The sequence below is a fragment of the Pseudomonas sp. LBUM1647 genome (genome assembly GCF_059716175.1).
This window is the reverse complement of sequence record NZ_CP166809.1, coordinates 735,743-754,328: the sequence shown is the minus strand read 5'-3', so window position 1 is coordinate 754,328 and position 18,586 is coordinate 735,743. Positions and strand designations below refer to the sequence as shown.

Annotated in this window: 12 protein-coding genes, 2 tRNA genes and 3 rRNA genes; 9 read left to right on the top strand and 8 right to left on the bottom strand. The window is 57.1% G+C overall.

The genetic code is table 11. From position 1 onward, the window contains the following. Positions 1-21 precede the first annotated feature (21 nt). The 7 genes from rrf to aptA all read right to left on the bottom strand — a co-directional run bounded on the left by rrf (position 22) and on the right by aptA (position 8,771). Positions 22-137 (bottom strand): 5S ribosomal RNA (rrf, locus tag ACA059_RS03300). Positions 138-294: 157 nt separating this feature from the next. Continuing rightward, positions 295-3,186, bottom strand: a 23S ribosomal RNA gene (locus ACA059_RS03295). Positions 3,187-3,435: 249 nt separating this feature from the next. After that, positions 3,436-3,511: transfer RNA gene (locus ACA059_RS03290), tRNA-Ala, on the bottom strand. A gap of 27 nt (positions 3,512-3,538) precedes the next feature. Further along, a tRNA-Ile gene (locus tag ACA059_RS03285) sits at positions 3,539-3,615 on the bottom strand. An 82-nt stretch (positions 3,616-3,697) separates the two neighbouring features. Further along, positions 3,698-5,236: ribosomal RNA gene (locus tag ACA059_RS03280) — 16S ribosomal RNA — on the bottom strand. Together the 16S, 23S and 5S rRNA genes with 2 tRNA genes alongside form the textbook arrangement of a ribosomal RNA operon. A gap of 627 nt (positions 5,237-5,863) precedes the next feature. Continuing rightward, positions 5,864-7,357 carry a CoA-acylating methylmalonate-semialdehyde dehydrogenase gene (locus tag ACA059_RS03275; protein WP_497632707.1) on the bottom strand — a complete coding sequence of 498 codons (1,494 nt, stop codon included), beginning with the start codon at positions 7,355-7,357 and terminating at the stop codon, positions 5,864-5,866. Positions 7,358-7,421: 64 nt separating this feature from the next. After that, positions 7,422-8,771 carry an omega-aminotransferase AptA gene (aptA, locus tag ACA059_RS03270; RefSeq protein WP_095127265.1) on the bottom strand — a complete coding sequence of 450 codons (1,350 nt, stop codon included), beginning with the start codon at positions 8,769-8,771 and terminating at the stop codon, positions 7,422-7,424. A 124-nt stretch (positions 8,772-8,895) separates the two neighbouring features. Here aptA and ACA059_RS03265 point away from each other — a divergent pair, with 124 nt between their 5' ends. From ACA059_RS03265 to ACA059_RS03240, 6 genes are all read left to right on the top strand, one after another. Then, positions 8,896-9,816 (top strand): LysR family transcriptional regulator, encoded by a 921-nt coding sequence (locus ACA059_RS03265; RefSeq protein WP_497632706.1) that lies wholly within the window; start codon positions 8,896-8,898, stop codon positions 9,814-9,816. 85 nt (positions 9,817-9,901) lie between these two features. Next, positions 9,902-10,552: a TetR/AcrR family transcriptional regulator gene (locus ACA059_RS03260; protein WP_497632705.1), complete on the top strand. Its 651-nt coding sequence runs from the start codon at positions 9,902-9,904 to the stop codon at positions 10,550-10,552. Between the two features lie 7 nt (positions 10,553-10,559). Beyond that, entirely contained in the window at positions 10,560-11,141 is a 582-nt protein-coding gene (locus ACA059_RS03255; RefSeq protein WP_497632704.1) for an IMPACT family protein, read from the top strand. Positions 11,142-11,672: 531 nt separating this feature from the next. Then, positions 11,673-13,238: an ABC transporter ATP-binding protein gene (locus ACA059_RS03250; RefSeq protein WP_497632703.1), complete on the top strand. Its 1,566-nt coding sequence runs from the start codon at positions 11,673-11,675 to the stop codon at positions 13,236-13,238. Positions 13,239-13,249: 11 nt separating this feature from the next. After that, positions 13,250-14,356, top strand: coding sequence for an ABC transporter permease (locus tag ACA059_RS03245; protein ID WP_497632702.1), 1,107 nt, complete (start codon positions 13,250-13,252; stop codon positions 14,354-14,356). Beyond that, the gene (locus tag ACA059_RS03240; protein WP_497632701.1) at positions 14,356-15,282 is read left to right on the top strand and encodes an ABC transporter permease; all 927 of its coding nucleotides are present in this window, start codon (positions 14,356-14,358) and stop codon (positions 15,280-15,282) included. The genes ACA059_RS03245 and ACA059_RS03240 overlap by 1 nt, the downstream gene beginning before the upstream one ends. Positions 15,283-15,367: 85 nt before the next feature. Here ACA059_RS03240 and ACA059_RS03235 read toward each other — a convergent pair whose 3' ends face one another. Beyond that, on the bottom strand, positions 15,368-15,790 hold the full coding sequence (locus ACA059_RS03235; RefSeq protein WP_497632700.1) for a hypothetical protein: 423 nt from the start codon (positions 15,788-15,790) through the stop codon (positions 15,368-15,370). 82 nt (positions 15,791-15,872) lie between these two features. On the opposite strand from ACA059_RS03235, the gene ACA059_RS03230 reads away from it, so the two are divergent. From ACA059_RS03230 to ACA059_RS03220, 3 genes are all read left to right on the top strand, one after another. Then, the gene (locus ACA059_RS03230) at positions 15,873-16,223 is read left to right on the top strand and encodes a MerR family transcriptional regulator (RefSeq protein ID WP_150656923.1); all 351 of its coding nucleotides are present in this window, start codon (positions 15,873-15,875) and stop codon (positions 16,221-16,223) included. Between the two features lie 25 nt (positions 16,224-16,248). Further along, complete coding sequence (locus tag ACA059_RS03225; RefSeq protein ID WP_497632699.1) at positions 16,249-16,935, top strand: SDR family oxidoreductase; 687 nt, start codon at positions 16,249-16,251, stop codon at positions 16,933-16,935. Between the two features lie 255 nt (positions 16,936-17,190). After that, positions 17,191-18,549: an 8-oxoguanine deaminase gene (locus ACA059_RS03220; RefSeq protein WP_497632698.1), complete on the top strand. Its 1,359-nt coding sequence runs from the start codon at positions 17,191-17,193 to the stop codon at positions 18,547-18,549. Positions 18,550-18,586 lie beyond the last annotated feature (37 nt).

The following is an 18,586-nucleotide window of genomic DNA, read 5'->3' as shown; positions in this document are numbered from 1 at the left end:
GATAGGGGTTTCGGAATTTAATCTTGACGATGACCTACTCTCACATGGGGAAACCCCACACTACCATCGGCGATGCATCGTTTCACTGCTGAGTTCGGGATGGGATCAGGTGGTTCCAATGCTCTATGGTCGTCAAGAAATTCGGTAGCCAGGTCGTTCTCCTTACGGATCACGCTCCAGCGAATGGGTATGCGATAGTTTGGTGTTTTGTGAGTATCTCGAACTTTCGGTTCGTTTCGTCTTCACACACCGCAATCTGGCCTCTTTCGAGTTCACAAATTGCTTGGGTGTTATATGGTCAAGCCTCACGGGCAATTAGTATTGGTTAGCTCAACGCCTCACAGCGCTTACACACCCAACCTATCAACGTCGTAGTCTTCGACGGCCCTTCAGGGGACTCAAGGTCCCAGTGAGATCTCATCTTGAGGCTAGTTTCCCGCTTAGATGCTTTCAGCGGTTATCTATTCCGAACATAGCTACCCGGCAATGCCACTGGCGTGACAACCGGAACACCAGAGGTTCGTCCACTCCGGTCCTCTCGTACTAGGAGCAGCCCCTCTCAAATCTCAAACGTCCACGGCAGATAGGGACCGAACTGTCTCACGACGTTCTAAACCCAGCTCGCGTACCACTTTAAATGGCGAACAGCCATACCCTTGGGACCGGCTTCAGCCCCAGGATGTGATGAGCCGACATCGAGGTGCCAAACACCGCCGTCGATATGAACTCTTGGGCGGTATCAGCCTGTTATCCCCGGAGTACCTTTTATCCGTTGAGCGATGGCCCTTCCATACAGAACCACCGGATCACTAAGACCTACTTTCGTACCTGCTCGACGTGTCTGTCTCGCAGTCAAGCGCGCTTTTGCCTTTATACTCTACGACCGATTTCCGACCGGTCTGAGCGCACCTTCGTACTCCTCCGTTACTCTTTAGGAGGAGACCGCCCCAGTCAAACTACCCACCATACACTGTCCTCGATCCGGATAACGGACCTGAGTTAGAACCTCAAAGTTGCCAGGGTGGTATTTCAAGGTTGGCTCCACGCGAACTGGCGTCCACGCTTCAAAGCCTCCCACCTATCCTACACAAGCAAATTCAAAGTCCAGTGCAAAGCTATAGTAAAGGTTCACGGGGTCTTTCCGTCTAGCCGCGGATACACTGCATCTTCACAGCGATTTCAATTTCACTGAGTCTCGGGTGGAGACAGCGCCGCCATCGTTACGCCATTCGTGCAGGTCGGAACTTACCCGACAAGGAATTTCGCTACCTTAGGACCGTTATAGTTACGGCCGCCGTTTACCGGGGCTTCGATCAAGAGCTTCGCGTTAGCTAACCCCATCAATTAACCTTCCGGCACCGGGCAGGCGTCACACCCTATACGTCCACTTTCGTGTTTGCAGAGTGCTGTGTTTTTAATAAACAGTCGCAGCGGCCTGGTATCTTCGACCGGCATGGGCTTACGCAGTAAATGCTTCACCCTCACCGGCGCACCTTCTCCCGAAGTTACGGTGCCATTTTGCCTAGTTCCTTCACCCGAGTTCTCTCAAGCGCCTTGGTATTCTCTACCCAACCACCTGTGTCGGTTTGGGGTACGGTTCCTGGTTACCTGAAGCTTAGAAGCTTTTCTTGGAAGCATGGCATCAACCACTTCGTCACCCAAAGGGTAACTCGTCATCAGCTCTCGGCCTTAGAATCCCGGATTTACCTAAGATTCCAGCCTACCACCTTAAACTTGGACAACCAACGCCAAGCTGGCCTAGCCTTCTCCGTCCCTCCATCGCAATAACCAGAAGTACAGGAATATTAACCTGTTTTCCATCGACTACGCTTTTCAGCCTCGCCTTAGGGACCGACTAACCCTGCGTCGATTAACGTTGCGCAGGAAACCTTGGTCTTTCGGCGTGGGTGTTTTTCACACCCATTGTCGTTACTCATGTCAGCATTCGCACTTCTGATACCTCCAGCAAGCTTCTCAACTCACCTTCACAGGCTTACAGAACGCTCCTCTACCGCATCACCTAAGTGATACCCGTAGCTTCGGTGTATGGTTTGAGCCCCGTTACATCTTCCGCGCAGGCCGACTCGACTAGTGAGCTATTACGCTTTCTTTAAAGGGTGGCTGCTTCTAAGCCAACCTCCTAGCTGTCTAAGCCTTCCCACATCGTTTCCCACTTAACCATAACTTTGGGACCTTAGCTGACGGTCTGGGTTGTTTCCCTTTTCACGACGGACGTTAGCACCCGCCGTGTGTCTCCCATGCTCGGCACTTGTAGGTATTCGGAGTTTGCATCGGTTTGGTAAGTCGGGATGACCCCCTAGCCGAAACAGTGCTCTACCCCCTACAGTGATACATGAGGCGCTACCTAAATAGCTTTCGAGGAGAACCAGCTATCTCCGAGCTTGATTAGCCTTTCACTCCGATCCACAGGTCATCCGCTAACTTTTCAACGGTAGTCGGTTCGGTCCTCCAGTTAGTGTTACCCAACCTTCAACCTGCCCATGGATAGATCGCCCGGTTTCGGGTCTATTCCCAGCGACTAGACGCCCTATTAAGACTCGCTTTCGCTACGCCTCCCCTATTCGGTTAAGCTCGCCACTGAAAATAAGTCGCTGACCCATTATACAAAAGGTACGCAGTCACCCAACAAAGTGGGCTCCCACTGCTTGTACGCATACGGTTTCAGGATCTATTTCACTCCCCTCTCCGGGGTTCTTTTCGCCTTTCCCTCACGGTACTAGTTCACTATCGGTCAGTCAGTAGTATTTAGCCTTGGAGGATGGTCCCCCCATATTCAGACAAAGTTTCTCGTGCTCCGTCCTACTCGATTTCATGACTAAGAGATTTTCGCGTACAGGGCTATCACCCACTATGGCCGTACTTTCCAGAACGTTCCGCTAATCTCAAAGCCACTTAAGGGCTAGTCCCCGTTCGCTCGCCACTACTAAGGGAATCTCGGTTGATTTCTTTTCCTCAGGGTACTTAGATGTTTCAGTTCCCCTGGTTCGCCTCTTAAGCCTATGTATTCAGCTTAAGATAACCATCTTATGATGGCTGGGTTCCCCCATTCAGACATCTCCGGATCAAAGTCTGTTTGCCGACTCCCCGAAGCTTTTCGCAGGCTACCACGTCTTTCATCGCCTCTGACTGCCAAGGCATCCACCGTATGCGCTTCTTCACTTGACCATATAACCCCAAGCAATCTGGTTATACTGTGAAGACGACATTCGCCGAAAATTCGATAATACTCAATTAAGAGCAACTCACAAATTTTACCTTAGCCTGATCCGTTACCAGTGAAAGTAACGTTCAGTCTATCTTTCTATCACATACCCAAATTTTTAAAGAACGATCTAGCCAAAGACTAGAAATCAACATTCACCATCACCAGGATGGAATGCTCATTTCTAAGCTTTCAACAACAGAAGCAGTTAGTGGTGGAGCCAAACGGGATCGAACCGTTGACCTCCTGCGTGCAAGGCAGGCGCTCTCCCAGCTGAGCTATGGCCCCGTATTTCTACAGGTTCCCACACAAAATTGGTGGGTCTGGGCAGATTCGAACTGCCGACCTCACCCTTATCAGGGGTGCGCTCTAACCAACTGAGCTACAGACCCAATTTCGGGCTGCTTCTTATCGTCTTCTTCAATGAATCAAGCAATTCGTGTGGGAGCTTATGGAGCAGCTGATGTCGTCGATTAAGGAGGTGATCCAGCCGCAGGTTCCCCTACGGCTACCTTGTTACGACTTCACCCCAGTCATGAATCACACCGTGGTAACCGTCCTCCCGAAGGTTAGACTAGCTACTTCTGGTGCAACCCACTCCCATGGTGTGACGGGCGGTGTGTACAAGGCCCGGGAACGTATTCACCGCGACATTCTGATTCGCGATTACTAGCGATTCCGACTTCACGCAGTCGAGTTGCAGACTGCGATCCGGACTACGATCGGTTTTCTGGGATTAGCTCCACCTCGCGGCTTGGCAACCCTCTGTACCGACCATTGTAGCACGTGTGTAGCCCAGGCCGTAAGGGCCATGATGACTTGACGTCATCCCCACCTTCCTCCGGTTTGTCACCGGCAGTCTCCTTAGAGTGCCCACCATTACGTGCTGGTAACTAAGGACAAGGGTTGCGCTCGTTACGGGACTTAACCCAACATCTCACGACACGAGCTGACGACAGCCATGCAGCACCTGTCTCAATGTTCCCGAAGGCACCAATCCATCTCTGGAAAGTTCATTGGATGTCAAGGCCTGGTAAGGTTCTTCGCGTTGCTTCGAATTAAACCACATGCTCCACCGCTTGTGCGGGCCCCCGTCAATTCATTTGAGTTTTAACCTTGCGGCCGTACTCCCCAGGCGGTCAACTTAATGCGTTAGCTGCGCCACTAAGAGCTCAAGGCTCCCAACGGCTAGTTGACATCGTTTACGGCGTGGACTACCAGGGTATCTAATCCTGTTTGCTCCCCACGCTTTCGCACCTCAGTGTCAGTATCAGTCCAGGTGGTCGCCTTCGCCACTGGTGTTCCTTCCTATATCTACGCATTTCACCGCTACACAGGAAATTCCACCACCCTCTACCATACTCTAGCTTGTCAGTTTTGAATGCAGTTCCCAGGTTGAGCCCGGGGATTTCACATCCAACTTAACAAACCACCTACGCGCGCTTTACGCCCAGTAATTCCGATTAACGCTTGCACCCTCTGTATTACCGCGGCTGCTGGCACAGAGTTAGCCGGTGCTTATTCTGTCGGTAACGTCAAAACACTTACGTATTAGGTAAATGCCCTTCCTCCCAACTTAAAGTGCTTTACAATCCGAAGACCTTCTTCACACACGCGGCATGGCTGGATCAGGCTTTCGCCCATTGTCCAATATTCCCCACTGCTGCCTCCCGTAGGAGTCTGGACCGTGTCTCAGTTCCAGTGTGACTGATCATCCTCTCAGACCAGTTACGGATCGTCGCCTTGGTGAGCCATTACCTCACCAACTAGCTAATCCGACCTAGGCTCATCTGATAGCGCAAGGCCCGAAGGTCCCCTGCTTTCTCCCGTAGGACGTATGCGGTATTAGCGTCCGTTTCCGAGCGTTATCCCCCACTACCAGGCAGATTCCTAGGCATTACTCACCCGTCCGCCGCTCGCCACCAGGTACAAGTACCCGTGCTGCCGCTCGACTTGCATGTGTTAGGCCTGCCGCCAGCGTTCAATCTGAGCCATGATCAAACTCTTCAGTTCAAACATCTTTGGGTTTTTAAGAAACCCTAAACTTGGCTCAGCAATCGTTGGTTACATCTTTGATTTCTCGCGGAGTAACTTGTGATGCTGATAATCTTGTTGACTATCAGTCTGACTCCACAAGCACCCACACGAATTGCTTGATTCAGTTGTTAAAGAGCGGTTGGTTAAGATCTTTCGTCTCAACCGAGGCGCGCATTCTACAGCAGCCTCTGTTGCTGTCAAGCGGTTATTTTTCGAAGTTTTCAAAGTTTCCTTTGCAACTTCAACCACTTGCGCTTCCGATCTCTCGTTAGCGGGAGGCGAATTCTACAGCGTTACTCGCTGCTGTCAACACCTCTTTTACACCGCTTTCGACCGAGAAGATCGAATCGTTAAAAGAGCCAAACAACCCCGCTCTTTCAACTCCTTCTGGGCTTCGATGACCTGAAGCAACTCGCTGTCGAAAACTGCGTAACTCATTGTTTACCAAGGAGTTTTCCGTTTCGACTGCGCCGGAAGTGGGGCGAATTATAGACTTCCAGAATCTGCCGTCAACACCTATTTTCACAATTCTGTCATATAGGCGAAAAAAAGCCCCTGATACGCAAAGGCCGGCCCCCAGGGGCCGGCCTTCTTCTCTTCCACTTACAAGCTAGGGAATGCGAACTGCGAAGCTTCATGGCTTGCCCGTTGTGGCCAGCGCTGGGTAATGGCCTTGCGACGGGTGTAGAAACGCACGCCATCCGGACCATACGCATGCAAGTCGCCGAACAGCGAGCGCTTCCAACCGCCAAAGCTGTGATAAGCCACCGGTACCGGCAGCGGTACGTTGACGCCGACCATACCGACTTCGATCTCGTCGCAGAACAACCGCGCAGCTTCCCCATCACGGGTAAAGATGCAAGTGCCGTTGCCATACTCGTGATCGTTGATCAGCTGCATCGCCTCTTCCAGGCTGTTAACCCGGACAACACACAGCACCGGCCCGAAGATCTCTTCTTTATAGATGCGCATTTCTGGCGTGACGTTATCAAACAGGCAGCCACCCAGGAAGAAACCTTCCTCATGACCGGCCACGCTCAGACCACGACCATCCACCACCAAGGTCGCACCAGAAGAAACACCGTCTTCTATATAGCCACTGACTTTGTCGCGAGCCTGACCGGAAACCAGCGGCCCCATGTCCAGACCACAGGTCGTACCCGCACCGATTTTCAGTGCCTTGATTTGCGGTACCAACTTGGCCACCAGCGCGTCAGCCACCTGGTCACCGACGCACACAGCCACCGAGATCGCCATGCAACGCTCACCGCAGGAACCATAGGCCGCGCCCATCAATGCGCTGACCGCGTTATCCAGATCCGCATCCGGCATCAACACCGCATGGTTCTTCGCGCCACCCAGTGCCTGAACGCGTTTGCCACGCTTGGTGCCTTCGGCGTAGATGTATTCGGCAATCGGCGTCGAACCAACGAAGCTCAACGCTTTAACTTCCGGCGCTTCGATCAGCGCATCCACCGCAGCCTTGTCACCATGTACCACACTCAGCACACCTTTAGGCAGCCCGGCTTCCAGCAACAATTGAGCGATCAACAGCGTGGAGCTTGGGTCACGCTCGGAGGGCTTGAGGATGAAGCAGTTACCGCAGACGATTGCCAGCGGATACATCCACAGCGGCACCATGGCCGGGAAGTTGAACGGCGTAATACCGGCCACCACGCCCAACGGCTGGAAGTCCGACCAAGCATCAATGTTCGGGCCGACGTTACGGCTGTATTCGCCCTTAAGGATTTCCGGTGCTGCACAAGCGAACTCGACGTTCTCGATACCACGCTTCAATTCGCCGGCAGCGTCTTCCAGCGTTTTGCCGTGCTCTTCGCTAATCAGTTGAGCGATACGCGCTTCGTTCTGTTCCAGCAATTGCTTGAAGCGGAACATCACCTGCGCACGCTTGGCCGGCGGAGTGTTGCGCCAAGCCGGGAACGCAGCCTTGGCCGAGTCGATGGCCTTTTGAATGGTTTCGCGGCTGGCCAACGGCAGCTTGTGAATCGCCTGGCCGGTAGACGGGTTGAACACGTCGGCCGTGCGACCGTCTTCGGTCACCAGTTCGCCATTGATCAAATGCGGGATAAGGCTCATGCGGGGCTCCAGAAAAGTTGTCCACAGGCGCCCGTCAACGAGCGCCTCTATATAGAAGGGAAAATCAGTCGATCTTGTTCAGCACTTCGCCGACCGCGTCGAACAGACGATCAAGGTCTTGCGGCTTGCTGTTGAAGGTTGGGCCGAACTGCAGGGTGTCGCCGCCGAAGCGCACGTAGAACCCGGCTTTCCACAGGGCCATACCGGCTTCGAACGGACGCACGATGGCGTCGCCGTCACGCGGCGCGATCTGGATTGCACCGGCCAGGCCGTAGTTACGAATATCGATAATGTTTTTCGAACCTTTCAAACCGTGCAGCGCATTTTCGAAATGCGGTGCGACTTCAGCCACGCTCTGCACCAGGTTTTCCTTTTGCAGCAGATCGAGTGCTGCCAGGCCAGCGGCGCACGCCACCGGGTGCGCGGAATAGGTGTAGCCGTGCGGGAATTCCACCGCGTACTCAGGCGTCGCCTGGTTCATGAAGGTCTGGTAGATCTCGGAGCTGGCAATCACTGCCCCCATCGGGATCGCACCGTTAGTGACTTGCTTGGCGATGCACATCAGGTCCGGGGTCACGCCGAAGCTGTCGGCGCCAAACATCGAACCGGTACGGCCGAAACCGGTGATCACTTCGTCGAACACCAGCAGGATGTTGTGCTGATCGCAGATTTCGCGCAGACGCTTCAGGTAACCCTGTGGCGGAACCAGTACGCCAGCGGAACCGGCCATTGGCTCGACGAACACCGCAGCGATGTTCGAAGCGTCATGCAGCTCGATCAACTTGAGCAGTTCATCCGCCAGGGCGATACCGCCCTCTTTCGGCATGCCACGGGAATAGGCATTGCTCGCCAGCAAGGTGTGCGGCAGGTGATCGACGTCCATCATCGCCTGACCGAACATTTTGCGGTTGCCGTTCACACCACCGAGGCTGGTGCCGGCGATGTTTACGCCGTGATAACCACGGGCACGACCAATCATCTTGGTCTTGGTCGCCTGGCCTTTCAGACGCCAGTAAGCACGAACCATTTTCACCGCCGTGTCAGCACACTCGGAACCCGAGTCAGTGAAGAACACATGATTCAGATTGCCCGGGGTCAGGTCGGTGATTTTTTCAGCCAGCTGGAACGACAGCGGGTGGCCGTACTGGAAGCCTGGCGAGTAATCGAGGGTACCCAATTGCTTGGCGACCGCTTCCTGAATTTCCTTGCGAGTATGCCCGGCGCCGCAGGTCCACAAACCAGAGAGCGAGTCGTAAACCTTGCGCCCCTTGTCATCGATCAGCCAACTGCCTTCAGCCGCCACGATCAGTCGCGGATCGCGCTGGAAATTACGGTTGGCGGTGTAGGGCATCCAGTGAGCATCGAGCTTGAGCTGGCTGGCCAGGGAAGTCGGGTTGTTTTCAGGCAAGTTCATGGGCAAAACCTCGCAGGGCAATAAGCGGCATAGAGATCAAAAGCGTTCTTGCAGCTAAATTGCCACGGGGATAAAGTCGGTGAAATCCAACTCTTCTAACGTTCAGTCAGGTCACCACTAAACTATGAGCAGCCGCCGCCCCGATCCGCTGGCGCAAGTCAGTGACTTTGATATCCGCTTACTGAGGATCTTCCGCAGCGTCGTGGAATGCGGTGGCTTCTCCGCGGCGGAATCGGTCCTGGGAATCGGTCGCTCGGCGATCAGCCAGCAAATGAGCGATCTGGAACAGCGTCTCGGTCTGCGTTTATGCCAACGCGGTCGCGCCGGGTTTTCCCTGACCGAAGAAGGTCGCGAGGTTTACCAATCGGCCTTGCAGCTATTAAGTGCGCTGGAAAGTTTCCGCACCGAGGTCAACGGCCTGCACCAACATTTGCGCGGCGAATTGACCATCGGCCTGACCGACAACCTGGTCACCCTCCCCCACATGCGCATCACCCACGCCTTGGCGCAATTGAAGGAACGCGGTCCGGACGTGCAGATACAGATCCGCATGATCGCACCCAATGAAGTCGAACAAGGAGTGCTCGACGGTCGATTGCATGTCGGCGTGGTGCCGCAGGCAAGCGCGCTGTCGGGGCTGGAATATCAGCCGCTCTATAGCGAACGCTCGCTCCTGTATTGCGCAGTGGGTCATCCGTTGTTTTATGTCGACGATAAACAACTGGATGACGAGCGCCTCAATAGCCAGGACGCTATCGCACCGACTTTTCGTTTGCCCGCGGAAATCCAGGCCCATTACCAGGCGCTCAATTGCACCGCCAGTGCCTCGGACCGGGAAGGCATGGCGTTCCTGATCCTGACCGGACGCTTCATCGGCTATCTGCCGGACCACTATGCCAGCCTCTGGGTGCAGCAAGGCCGATTGCGTGCGCTGAAACCCAAAGCGCGGTTTTATGACCTGAGCCTCGCATCGGTCACGCGCAAGGGCCGTCGCCCGCATTTGGTGCTGGAAAGCTTTTTGGAGAGCCTGGCTGCGACACGCTAGGTTTTATTGCATCAGGACTTGTCTGATGCCTGTGGGTACGCTATCAACGCATTGGTTGCACCCACCCACTTGTTCGGAAGTGCCTATGACCTTTGAAGTCCCCGCTCACGGCGGCAAACCTGCCAGCCGCATTCGTCAGAAGAACGAAGAGACCATCATCAAAGCCGCCGAAGACGAGTTCGCCCGTCACGGGTTCAAAGGCACCAGTATGAACACCATCGCCCTGAATGCCGGGTTGCCCAAGGCCAATCTGCATTACTACTTCACCAACAAACTCGGTTTGTACGTGGCGGTGTTGAGCAACATCCTCCAGTTGTGGGACAGCACCTTCAACACCCTGACCTTTGATGATGATCCGGCCGAAGCGCTGACGCGTTACATCCGCGCCAAGATGGAATTCTCCCGTCGTCAGCCGCAAGCCTCGCGGATCTTCGCCATGGAAGTCATCAGCGGCGGCGAATGCCTGACCGAGTACTTCAACCAGGATTATCGCGCCTGGTTCCAGGGCCGGGCTAGCGTGTTCCAAGCGTGGATAGACGCCGGAAAAATGGACCCGGTCGACCCGGTGAACCTGATCTTCCTGTTGTGGGGCAGCACTCAGCATTACGCCGATTTCGCCACACAGATCTGCCGTGTCAGCGGTCGCACCAAGTTGACCAAGCAGGACATGGAAGACGCCGGCAACAACCTGATCCGCATCATTCTCAAGGGCTGCGGCCTGACCCCAACGATCTAAGACACTTATGCCTTTTACCCTCAGCGGTTTTTGCGAGTACCGCGAAGAGATTCGCAAAAGCCGCTTCATCACCTTCGCCGCGCCGATCAGCAGCCCTGCTGAAGCCCAGGCGTTCATCGAACAGCACAGCGATTTGAATGCCTCGCACAATTGCTGGGCCTGGAAGCTTGGCGACCACTACCGCAGCACTGACGACGGCGAGCCCGGCGGCACCGCTGGCCGGCCGATTCTGGCGGCAATCGACGCGCAGGATTGCGATCAGGTCGCGGTGCTGGTGATTCGTTGGTATGGCGGCATTCAACTCGGCACCGGTGGCCTCGCCCGGGCGTATGGCGGCGGCGCCAACAAGTGCCTGCAAGCCGCAGCGAAGGTTGAACTGATCAGTCGGGTGCCGGTGAGTTGCGCCTGTGCTTTTGGTGAGTTGCCGCTGGTGAAGCTTCGGGTGGCGGAACTGGGTGGATTGGTTGTGGAAGAAACGTTCACGGCCAACGGCGTAGAGCTGCAATTGGCGATCGGCGAAGGCCAGATCGATACGCTGCAAACGCAGCTGGCGGATTTGAGCCGCGGGCGCATTTTGTTGCAGCACTAATCGCACCAACAACGTTCACAGCCCTTTCGTCGAACCGGTGCATTTGCCCACATCTACTGTGCACCCGGCTGTGGATAACCTGAGCACATCCGCCTGTAACCCTTCTGTCATGCGGCTTTGCGGGCTTTGCTCACTTTTCGTCCAATCCGCCATCAAAAAAGCCAAATCCACGTAAAAACAATCAGTTAGCGCGGTTTATCACCTTTAGAAGAAAGCCACGCAGTGCTTATGCCCGAGCTTCGGGCTTGCGCACAAATACTGTGGAGCAATCTGTGGATAACCCGTTCATGGCTGTCGCCGCCCCATGTCCGGCATGGCTTGCCGCAGGTTGCTCGTTTTTTGACCAAACACCCTGAGCAAAACCGGAGCCTGATCAACGACTTTGCCCTCAAGTGGTGCCTGGTTCGGGATCGACATAGGGCAAGGCGCCGTCCTCAAAGCCTTTATCTGTAACGCTTTTGATTTTTCCTGACTCAATGGCCAGGAAATTGCTTTGTCCACAGGCATCACTTCAATCGACCCGAGCCAGTCATGCCCAACCCCGTGCCGATCCCCGATCCAACACCTCGTCTGCAACTGCGCAGAATCAGCAAGCGCTACCCCGGTTGCCTGGCCAACGATGCCATCGACCTGAGCATTGCTCCCGGCGAAATCCACGCCCTGCTCGGCGAAAACGGCGCGGGCAAAAGTACGCTGATGAAGATCATCTACGGCGTCACCCACGCGGACTCGGGAGAACTGACCTGGCAAGGGCAACCCGTGACGATGCGCAACCCGGCTCAGGCTCGTAGTCTGGGAATCGGCATGGTGTTCCAGCATTTCTCGCTGTTCGAAACGCTAAGCGTGGCGCAGAACATTGCCTTGGCGATGGGTGCGGCGGCTGGCACACCGAAACAGCTTGAGCCAAAGATTCGTGAAGTCTCCCGGCGCTATGGCATGGCGCTGGAGCCGGAGCGACTTGTCCACAGCCTGTCGATCGGCGAGCGCCAGCGTGTGGAAATCATTCGTTGCCTGATGCAGGACATCCGCCTGCTGATTCTCGATGAGCCTACCTCGGTACTGACTCCGCAGGAGGCCGACGATTTGTTCGTCACCTTGCGCCGACTCTCCGCCGAGGGCTGCAGCATTCTGTTTATCAGCCACAAACTCGGTGAAGTTCGCGCGTTGTGTCACAGCGCCACGGTGTTGCGCGGCGGTCGGGTGGCCGGGCATTGCGTGCCGGCCGTGTGCTCGGATCGGCAACTGGCGCAGTTGATGGTCGGCGAAGCCGCTGCGCTGATTACGGATTATCCGAAAGTCACTGGCGCTAATGCATTCCTGAACGTGACGGGATTGTCCTGGCACAACCCCGATCCGTTCGGCTGCTCGCTGAATGACATTGACCTGCAAGTGCGCAGCGGCGAAATCGTCGGCATCGCCGGGGTCGCGGGCAATGGTCAGGATGAGTTATTGGCCTTACTCAGCGGCGAAGAACGACTAACCCGCAACGACGGTGCGACGATCAGTTTTAGCGGGCAACCAGTCGCTCATTTGCGTCCCGATGCACGGCGCAAACTGGGCCTGGCCTTCGTCCCCGCTGAACGTCTGGGCCATGGCGCGGTGCCGGACCTGAGCCTCGCGGACAACGCCCTGCTCACTGCCTTTCAACGAGGGCTCGTCAGCAGCGGCCTGATCCAGCGCGGCAAGGTCGAAGCGCTGGCCGAAGAAATCATCCGCCGCTTCGGGGTCAAGACACCCGACACCCAGACACCGGCCCGCAGCCTGTCTGGCGGCAACTTGCAGAAATTCATCCTCGGCCGGGAAATCCTGCAGCAACCGAAACTGCTGGTGGCCGCGCACCCGACCTGGGGCGTGGACGTCGGCGCCGCCGCGACTATTCACCGGGCGCTGATTGCCTTGCGCGACGCCGGCGCGGCGATCCTGGTGATCTCCGAAGACCTTGACGAACTGTTCCAGATCAGTGACCGCCTCGGGGCCTTGTGCAGCGGTCGATTGTCGCCGCTCAAGGCCACGGTCGACACGCGCCTGATCGATGTCGGCGGCTGGATGGCCGGCCAATTCGACGCCCCTCAATCACTCGCACCCGCAACGGTTTAACGGAGTTTCACATGCTGCTTTCTCTCGAACCCCGTGGCCAGCAATCGCGCCTGATGCTGTGGTGCTCGCCATTGCTGGCGGCTGTCCTGACGTTGGGCTGTGGCTCGCTGCTGTTTATCGCGCTGGGGCATGACCCATTACTGACGCTGCACACCTTGCTCATCGCGCCGGTCAGCGACCTGTATGGCGTCTCCGAACTGTTGGTCAAAGCGCTGCCGATTTTGCTCTGCGCGTTGGGGCTGGCGGTGGCGTACCAAGCACGAATCTGGAACATCGGCGCCGAAGGTCAGTTGCTGCTTGGCGCGCTGGCCGGCAGTGCATTGGCGGTGAACATCATCGACCTGCAAAGTCGCTGGGCGCTGGTGATGATTCTGTTCGTCGGCACCTTGGCCGGCGCGGCATGGGCCGGGCTGACGGCGTGGTTGCGCACGCGTTTCAACGCCAACGAAATCCTCACCAGCATCATGCTCAATTACATCGCCCTGAACCTGTTGCTGTTCTGCGTGCATGGGCCGCTGAAGGATCCGGCGGGGTTCAATTTCCCCGAGTCCGCGATGTTCGGCGAGGCCAGTCGTTTGCCTTTGTTGATGGAGGACGGTCGGGTTCACGCCGGGGTGTATTTCGCCTTGCTCGCGTTGGTGGCGGTGTGGGTGATGCTGCAGAAAAGCTTTATCGGGTTCCAGATCAAAGTGCTCGGGTTGGACAAGCGTGCAGCAGGGTTCGTCGGCTTTCGCGAGAAACGGCTGATCTGGCTGGCGTTGTTGATCAGCGGAGGATTGGCGGGGCTGGCCGGGGTGTGTGAAGTCACCGGGCCGATCGGCCAATTGGTGCCACAGGTCTCGCCCGGTTACGGCTATGCCGCGATTACCGTGGCGTTTCTCGGGCGACTCAATCCCATCGGTATTCTGTTTTCCAGTCTGCTGATGGCGCTGCTGTACATCGGCGGCGAGAGCGCGCAGATGAGCATGAATCTGCCCCAGGCAATCACCCAATTGTTCCAGGGAATGATGCTGTTTTTCCTGCTGGCCAGTGACGTGCTGATTCTCTACCGACCACGTTTGAACCTGCGCTGGACCCGCCGCGCGCCAGCCACCGCCGTACATGCAGGAGCGTTGTGATGGATATCGATCTGCTGAGCAATATTTTCTACGCCATGGTCCGTTGCGGTACGCCGCTGCTGTTGGTGGCGCTGGGCGAACTGATCTGCGAGAAGAGCGGAGTCCTCAACCTCGGCCAGGAAGGCATGATGCTGTTTGGTGCGGTGATCGGATTTATCGTCGCGTTGAGCAGCGGCAATCTGTGGCTCGGCGTGTTGCTGGCGATGCTTGCCGGGATGCTGTTGTCGTCGTTGTTTGCGCTGGTGGCGCTGGTGTTCAACGCCAATCAGGTGGCCACCGGGTTGGCGCTGACGATCTTCGGTGTGGGCCTGTCGACGTTTGTTGGCGCGGCGTGGGTCGGTAAACCGCTGGCGGGTTTTGAGCCGGTGGCGATTCCTTATTTGAGTGAGATTCCGTTGATCGGGCGGATGCTGTTTGCGCAGGATCTGCTGGTGTATGTGTCGTTCGCGCTGTTTGCGCTGGTGGCGTGGGTGATTGTGAAAAGTCGCGTCGGGCTGATCATTCAGGCGGTCGGGGAAAACCCAGATGCAGCCAGTGCCATGGGCTTGCCGGTGTTGGGCGTGCGCACGCTGGCGGTGCTGTTTGGTGGGGCGATGGCTGGATTGGCCGGAGCTTATTTATCGCTGGCCTACACACCGATGTGGGCGGAGAACATGAGCGCCGGCCGGGGCTGGATTGCCCTGGCGCTGGTGGTGTTTGCCAGTTGGCGGGTGTGGCGATTGCTGCTGGGGGCGTATCTGTTCGGGCTCGCCAGCATCCTGCATTTGGTGGCGCAGGGGTTGGGGCTGGCGATTCCGTCGAGTCTGCTGGCGATGCTGCCGTATGTCGCGACCATTGTGGTGTTGGTGTTGCTGTCCCGGGATGCGGTGCGTACGCGGTTGTATGCGCCGGTGTCGTTGGGGCAGCCGTGGCAGGCCGGGCATTAAGAGGTGATCCGACGGGCCTCATCGCGAGCAAGCTCGCTCCCACAGGGGACTGTGGTTGAGCCGGGATTTTGTGGACAACACATTCCTAATGTGGGAGCGAGCTTGCTCGCGATGGCTGCCGAACAGGCAACACTTGAACAACGCCCCACACTAATTCAAAGAACAAGAAAACCACCAATAGCGAACTGGCTCCGTGGAGCAGGGCATACAGCTGCCAAGCCGAAAACAGAAATCTGCCGACTGCGTCATACCGGCCATAAACCTGCTGCGGATCACGGATCCGCAGCACCGCCCACACGCAGACAATCGACCCCAACAGATTGGCCATCAGCATGTGCATCGGCTCAAACGGCGGCAGCTCGCCAGGCAAGTTGAACGCCTGACTCACACTCAACAAAACCCCATGCAACGCCGCAAAACTCCACGGCGTGACAAACGCCACCATGACGATCAAGTCATACCAGGCGCTACCCTTCACCAACCGGCGATATTGCGTTGAAGTCCACATCCGTCTTGCTCCATAAATTCAGGGAGCAACAAGGCTAAAGCCTGGAGTATGCTCCAGGGTCAAGCCCTCTCGAGACGTCATGATGCGCATCGGTGAATTAGCCCAGGCCAGCGCCGTCAGCCGCGACACGCTGCGCTTCTACGAGCAGCGCGGGCTGATTGCGGCACAACGCAGCGCCAACGGTTATCGCGACTATCCGGCGGACATGGTGCAACTGGTGCAGTACATCAAGACCGCTCAGCGATTGGGCTTTACCCTCGGCGAGATCGGCAACAGCGTCGCCGCGATATGGCAGTCGCCCGATCCGGACAGCGCCGTCACGCAGTTGCTGCAAGACAAACTCAAACTGATCGAAACCCGAATGGAAGAACTCGGCGCGCTGCGCCAGGAGTTGCAGCAACGGCTCGGTCAACGTTGTCCATTGAATCCGTGATCCTCACTTATCAAGGAAGCCACTCATGTCTACGGCAAAAACCGCACTCATCATCGGCGCCTCCCGGGGCCTGGGCCTCGGTCTGGTGAAAACCTTGCTGGCCGACGGTTGGCAGGTCACCGCCACCGTGCGCAACCCGCAGAACGCCGAAGCCTTGCAGGCCTTGGGCAAGGTGCGGATCGAAAAACTCGATATGGACGATCAGCAGGCGGTCATCGCCCTGAGCCAACAACTCAAGGGTGAAGTGTTTGACCTGCTGTTCGTGAATGCCGGGGTCAAAGGCCCGGAAGTTCAGACGCCGGGCGACGCGACGCTGGCCGAAGTCGGGCAACTGTTTTTCACCAACGCCGTGGCGCCGATCAACCTGGCTCAACGCTTCGTCGGGCAGATCCGTCCGGACAGCGGCGTGCTGGCGTTCATGAGTTCGGTGCTCGGTAGCGTGACCATGCCGGATGCGCCGGAGCTGGCGTTGTACAAGGCCAGCAAAGCGGCGCTGAACTCGATGACCAACAGCTTCGTCACTCAATTGGGCGACCAGAAACTCACCGTGCTGTCGCTGCATCCGGGTTGGGTGAAGACCGACATGGGCGGTGAAGACGCTGACATTGATGTGGACACCAGCACGCGTGGGTTGGTCGATCAGGTGAACGCATATACCGGCAAGGGCGGGCATCATTTTGTGAATTACAGGGGTGAAACCATTCCCTGGTAACACCACCGTCCCTGTGGGAGCGAGCTTGCTCGCGAAGAGGGAGTGTCAGTCGACAACAATGTTGCAAGACGCACCGCATTCGCGAGCAAGCCCGCTCCCACATGGGGTTATTCGTCGTCTGGTCGGACCGGGCTTGCCCGCCGAGCGGTTTTGTTTGAAACTCCGCACTTCGTCCCCGCGGCGACCCTGGATCAGCAGACAGGGTAATCACTGAGCTGGCTAACCTGAACCCAACTTTCAGAGGAGCCGGCCAACATGCCTGCGACCCGTACCTGGTTACAAAACCCCCTCGCGATCTTCACTGCCAATGGCCTCGATGCCCGTGGCGGCCTGGTGCTGCAAGACGGATTGATCGTCGAAGTGCTCGCCGCCGGCCAGCAACCGTCCGCGCCCTGTGGACAAGTGTTTGATGCCCGCGAGCATGTGATCCTGCCGGGACTGATCAACACCCATCACCACTTCTATCAAACCCTGACCCGCGCCTGGGCACCGGTGGTCAATCAGCCGTTGTTCCCGTGGCTGAAAACCCTCTACCCGGTCTGGGCCCGCCTCACCCCTGAAAAACTCGCCCTCGCCAGCAAAGTTGCGTTGGCCGAGTTGCTGCTGTCCGGCTGCACCACCGCGGCCGATCACCATTACCTGTTTCCGCAAGGCCTGGAGAATGCGATCGACGTACAAGTCGAGAGCGTCCGCGAACTGGGCATGCGCGCCATGTTGACGCGCGGTTCCATGAGCCTCGGCGAAAAGGACGGCGGCCTGCCGCCGCAGCAGACCGTGCAGGAAGGTGAAGTGATCCTCGCCGACAGCCAACGCTTGATCGCCGAGTACCATGAGCGTGGCGACGGCGCGCAAATCCAGATCGCCCTCGCGCCTTGCTCACCGTTCTCAGTGACGCCGGAAATCATGTCGGCCAGCGCCGAACTGGCGAACAAACTCGACGTGCGTCTGCACACCCATTTGGCCGAAACCCTCGACGAAGAAGACTTCTGCCTGCAACGCTTCGGCTTGCGCACTGTGGATTACCTCGATAGCGTCGGCTGGCTCGGTCCGCGCACCTGGCTCGCTCACGGCATTCACTTCAACCCGGATGAAATCGCTCGCCTCGGCGCCGCCGGCACCGGCATTTGCCATTGCCCGAGTTCGAACATGCGCCTGGCTTCCGGCATTTGCCCGACCCTGGACCTGACGGCTGCGGGTGCGTTGCTGGGCTTGGGCGTGGACGGTTCGGCGTCCAACGATGCGTCAAACATGATGCTGGAAACGCGTCAGGCGCTGTACATTCAGCGGCTGCGTTATGGCGCCGAGAAGATCACCCCGGAACTGGTTCTGGGGTGGGCGACCAAAGGTTCGGCGCAGTTGCTGGGCCGCACAGATATCGGCGAACTGGCGGTGGGCAAGCAGGCGGATCTGGCGTTGTTCAAACTCGATGAGCTGCGCTTCTCCGGCAGTCATGATCCGGTGTCGGCGTTGCTGCTGTGCGGCGCTGATCGGGCAGATCGGGTGATGGTTGGCGGCAAATGGCGGGTGATTGATGGGCAGGTTGAAGGGCTGGATTTGAAGGGGTTGATTGCGGATCACAGCCAGGCGGCTCGGCAGTTGATTGCCGGTACCTGACACAACACACATCAAAAACTGTGGGAGCGGGCTTGCT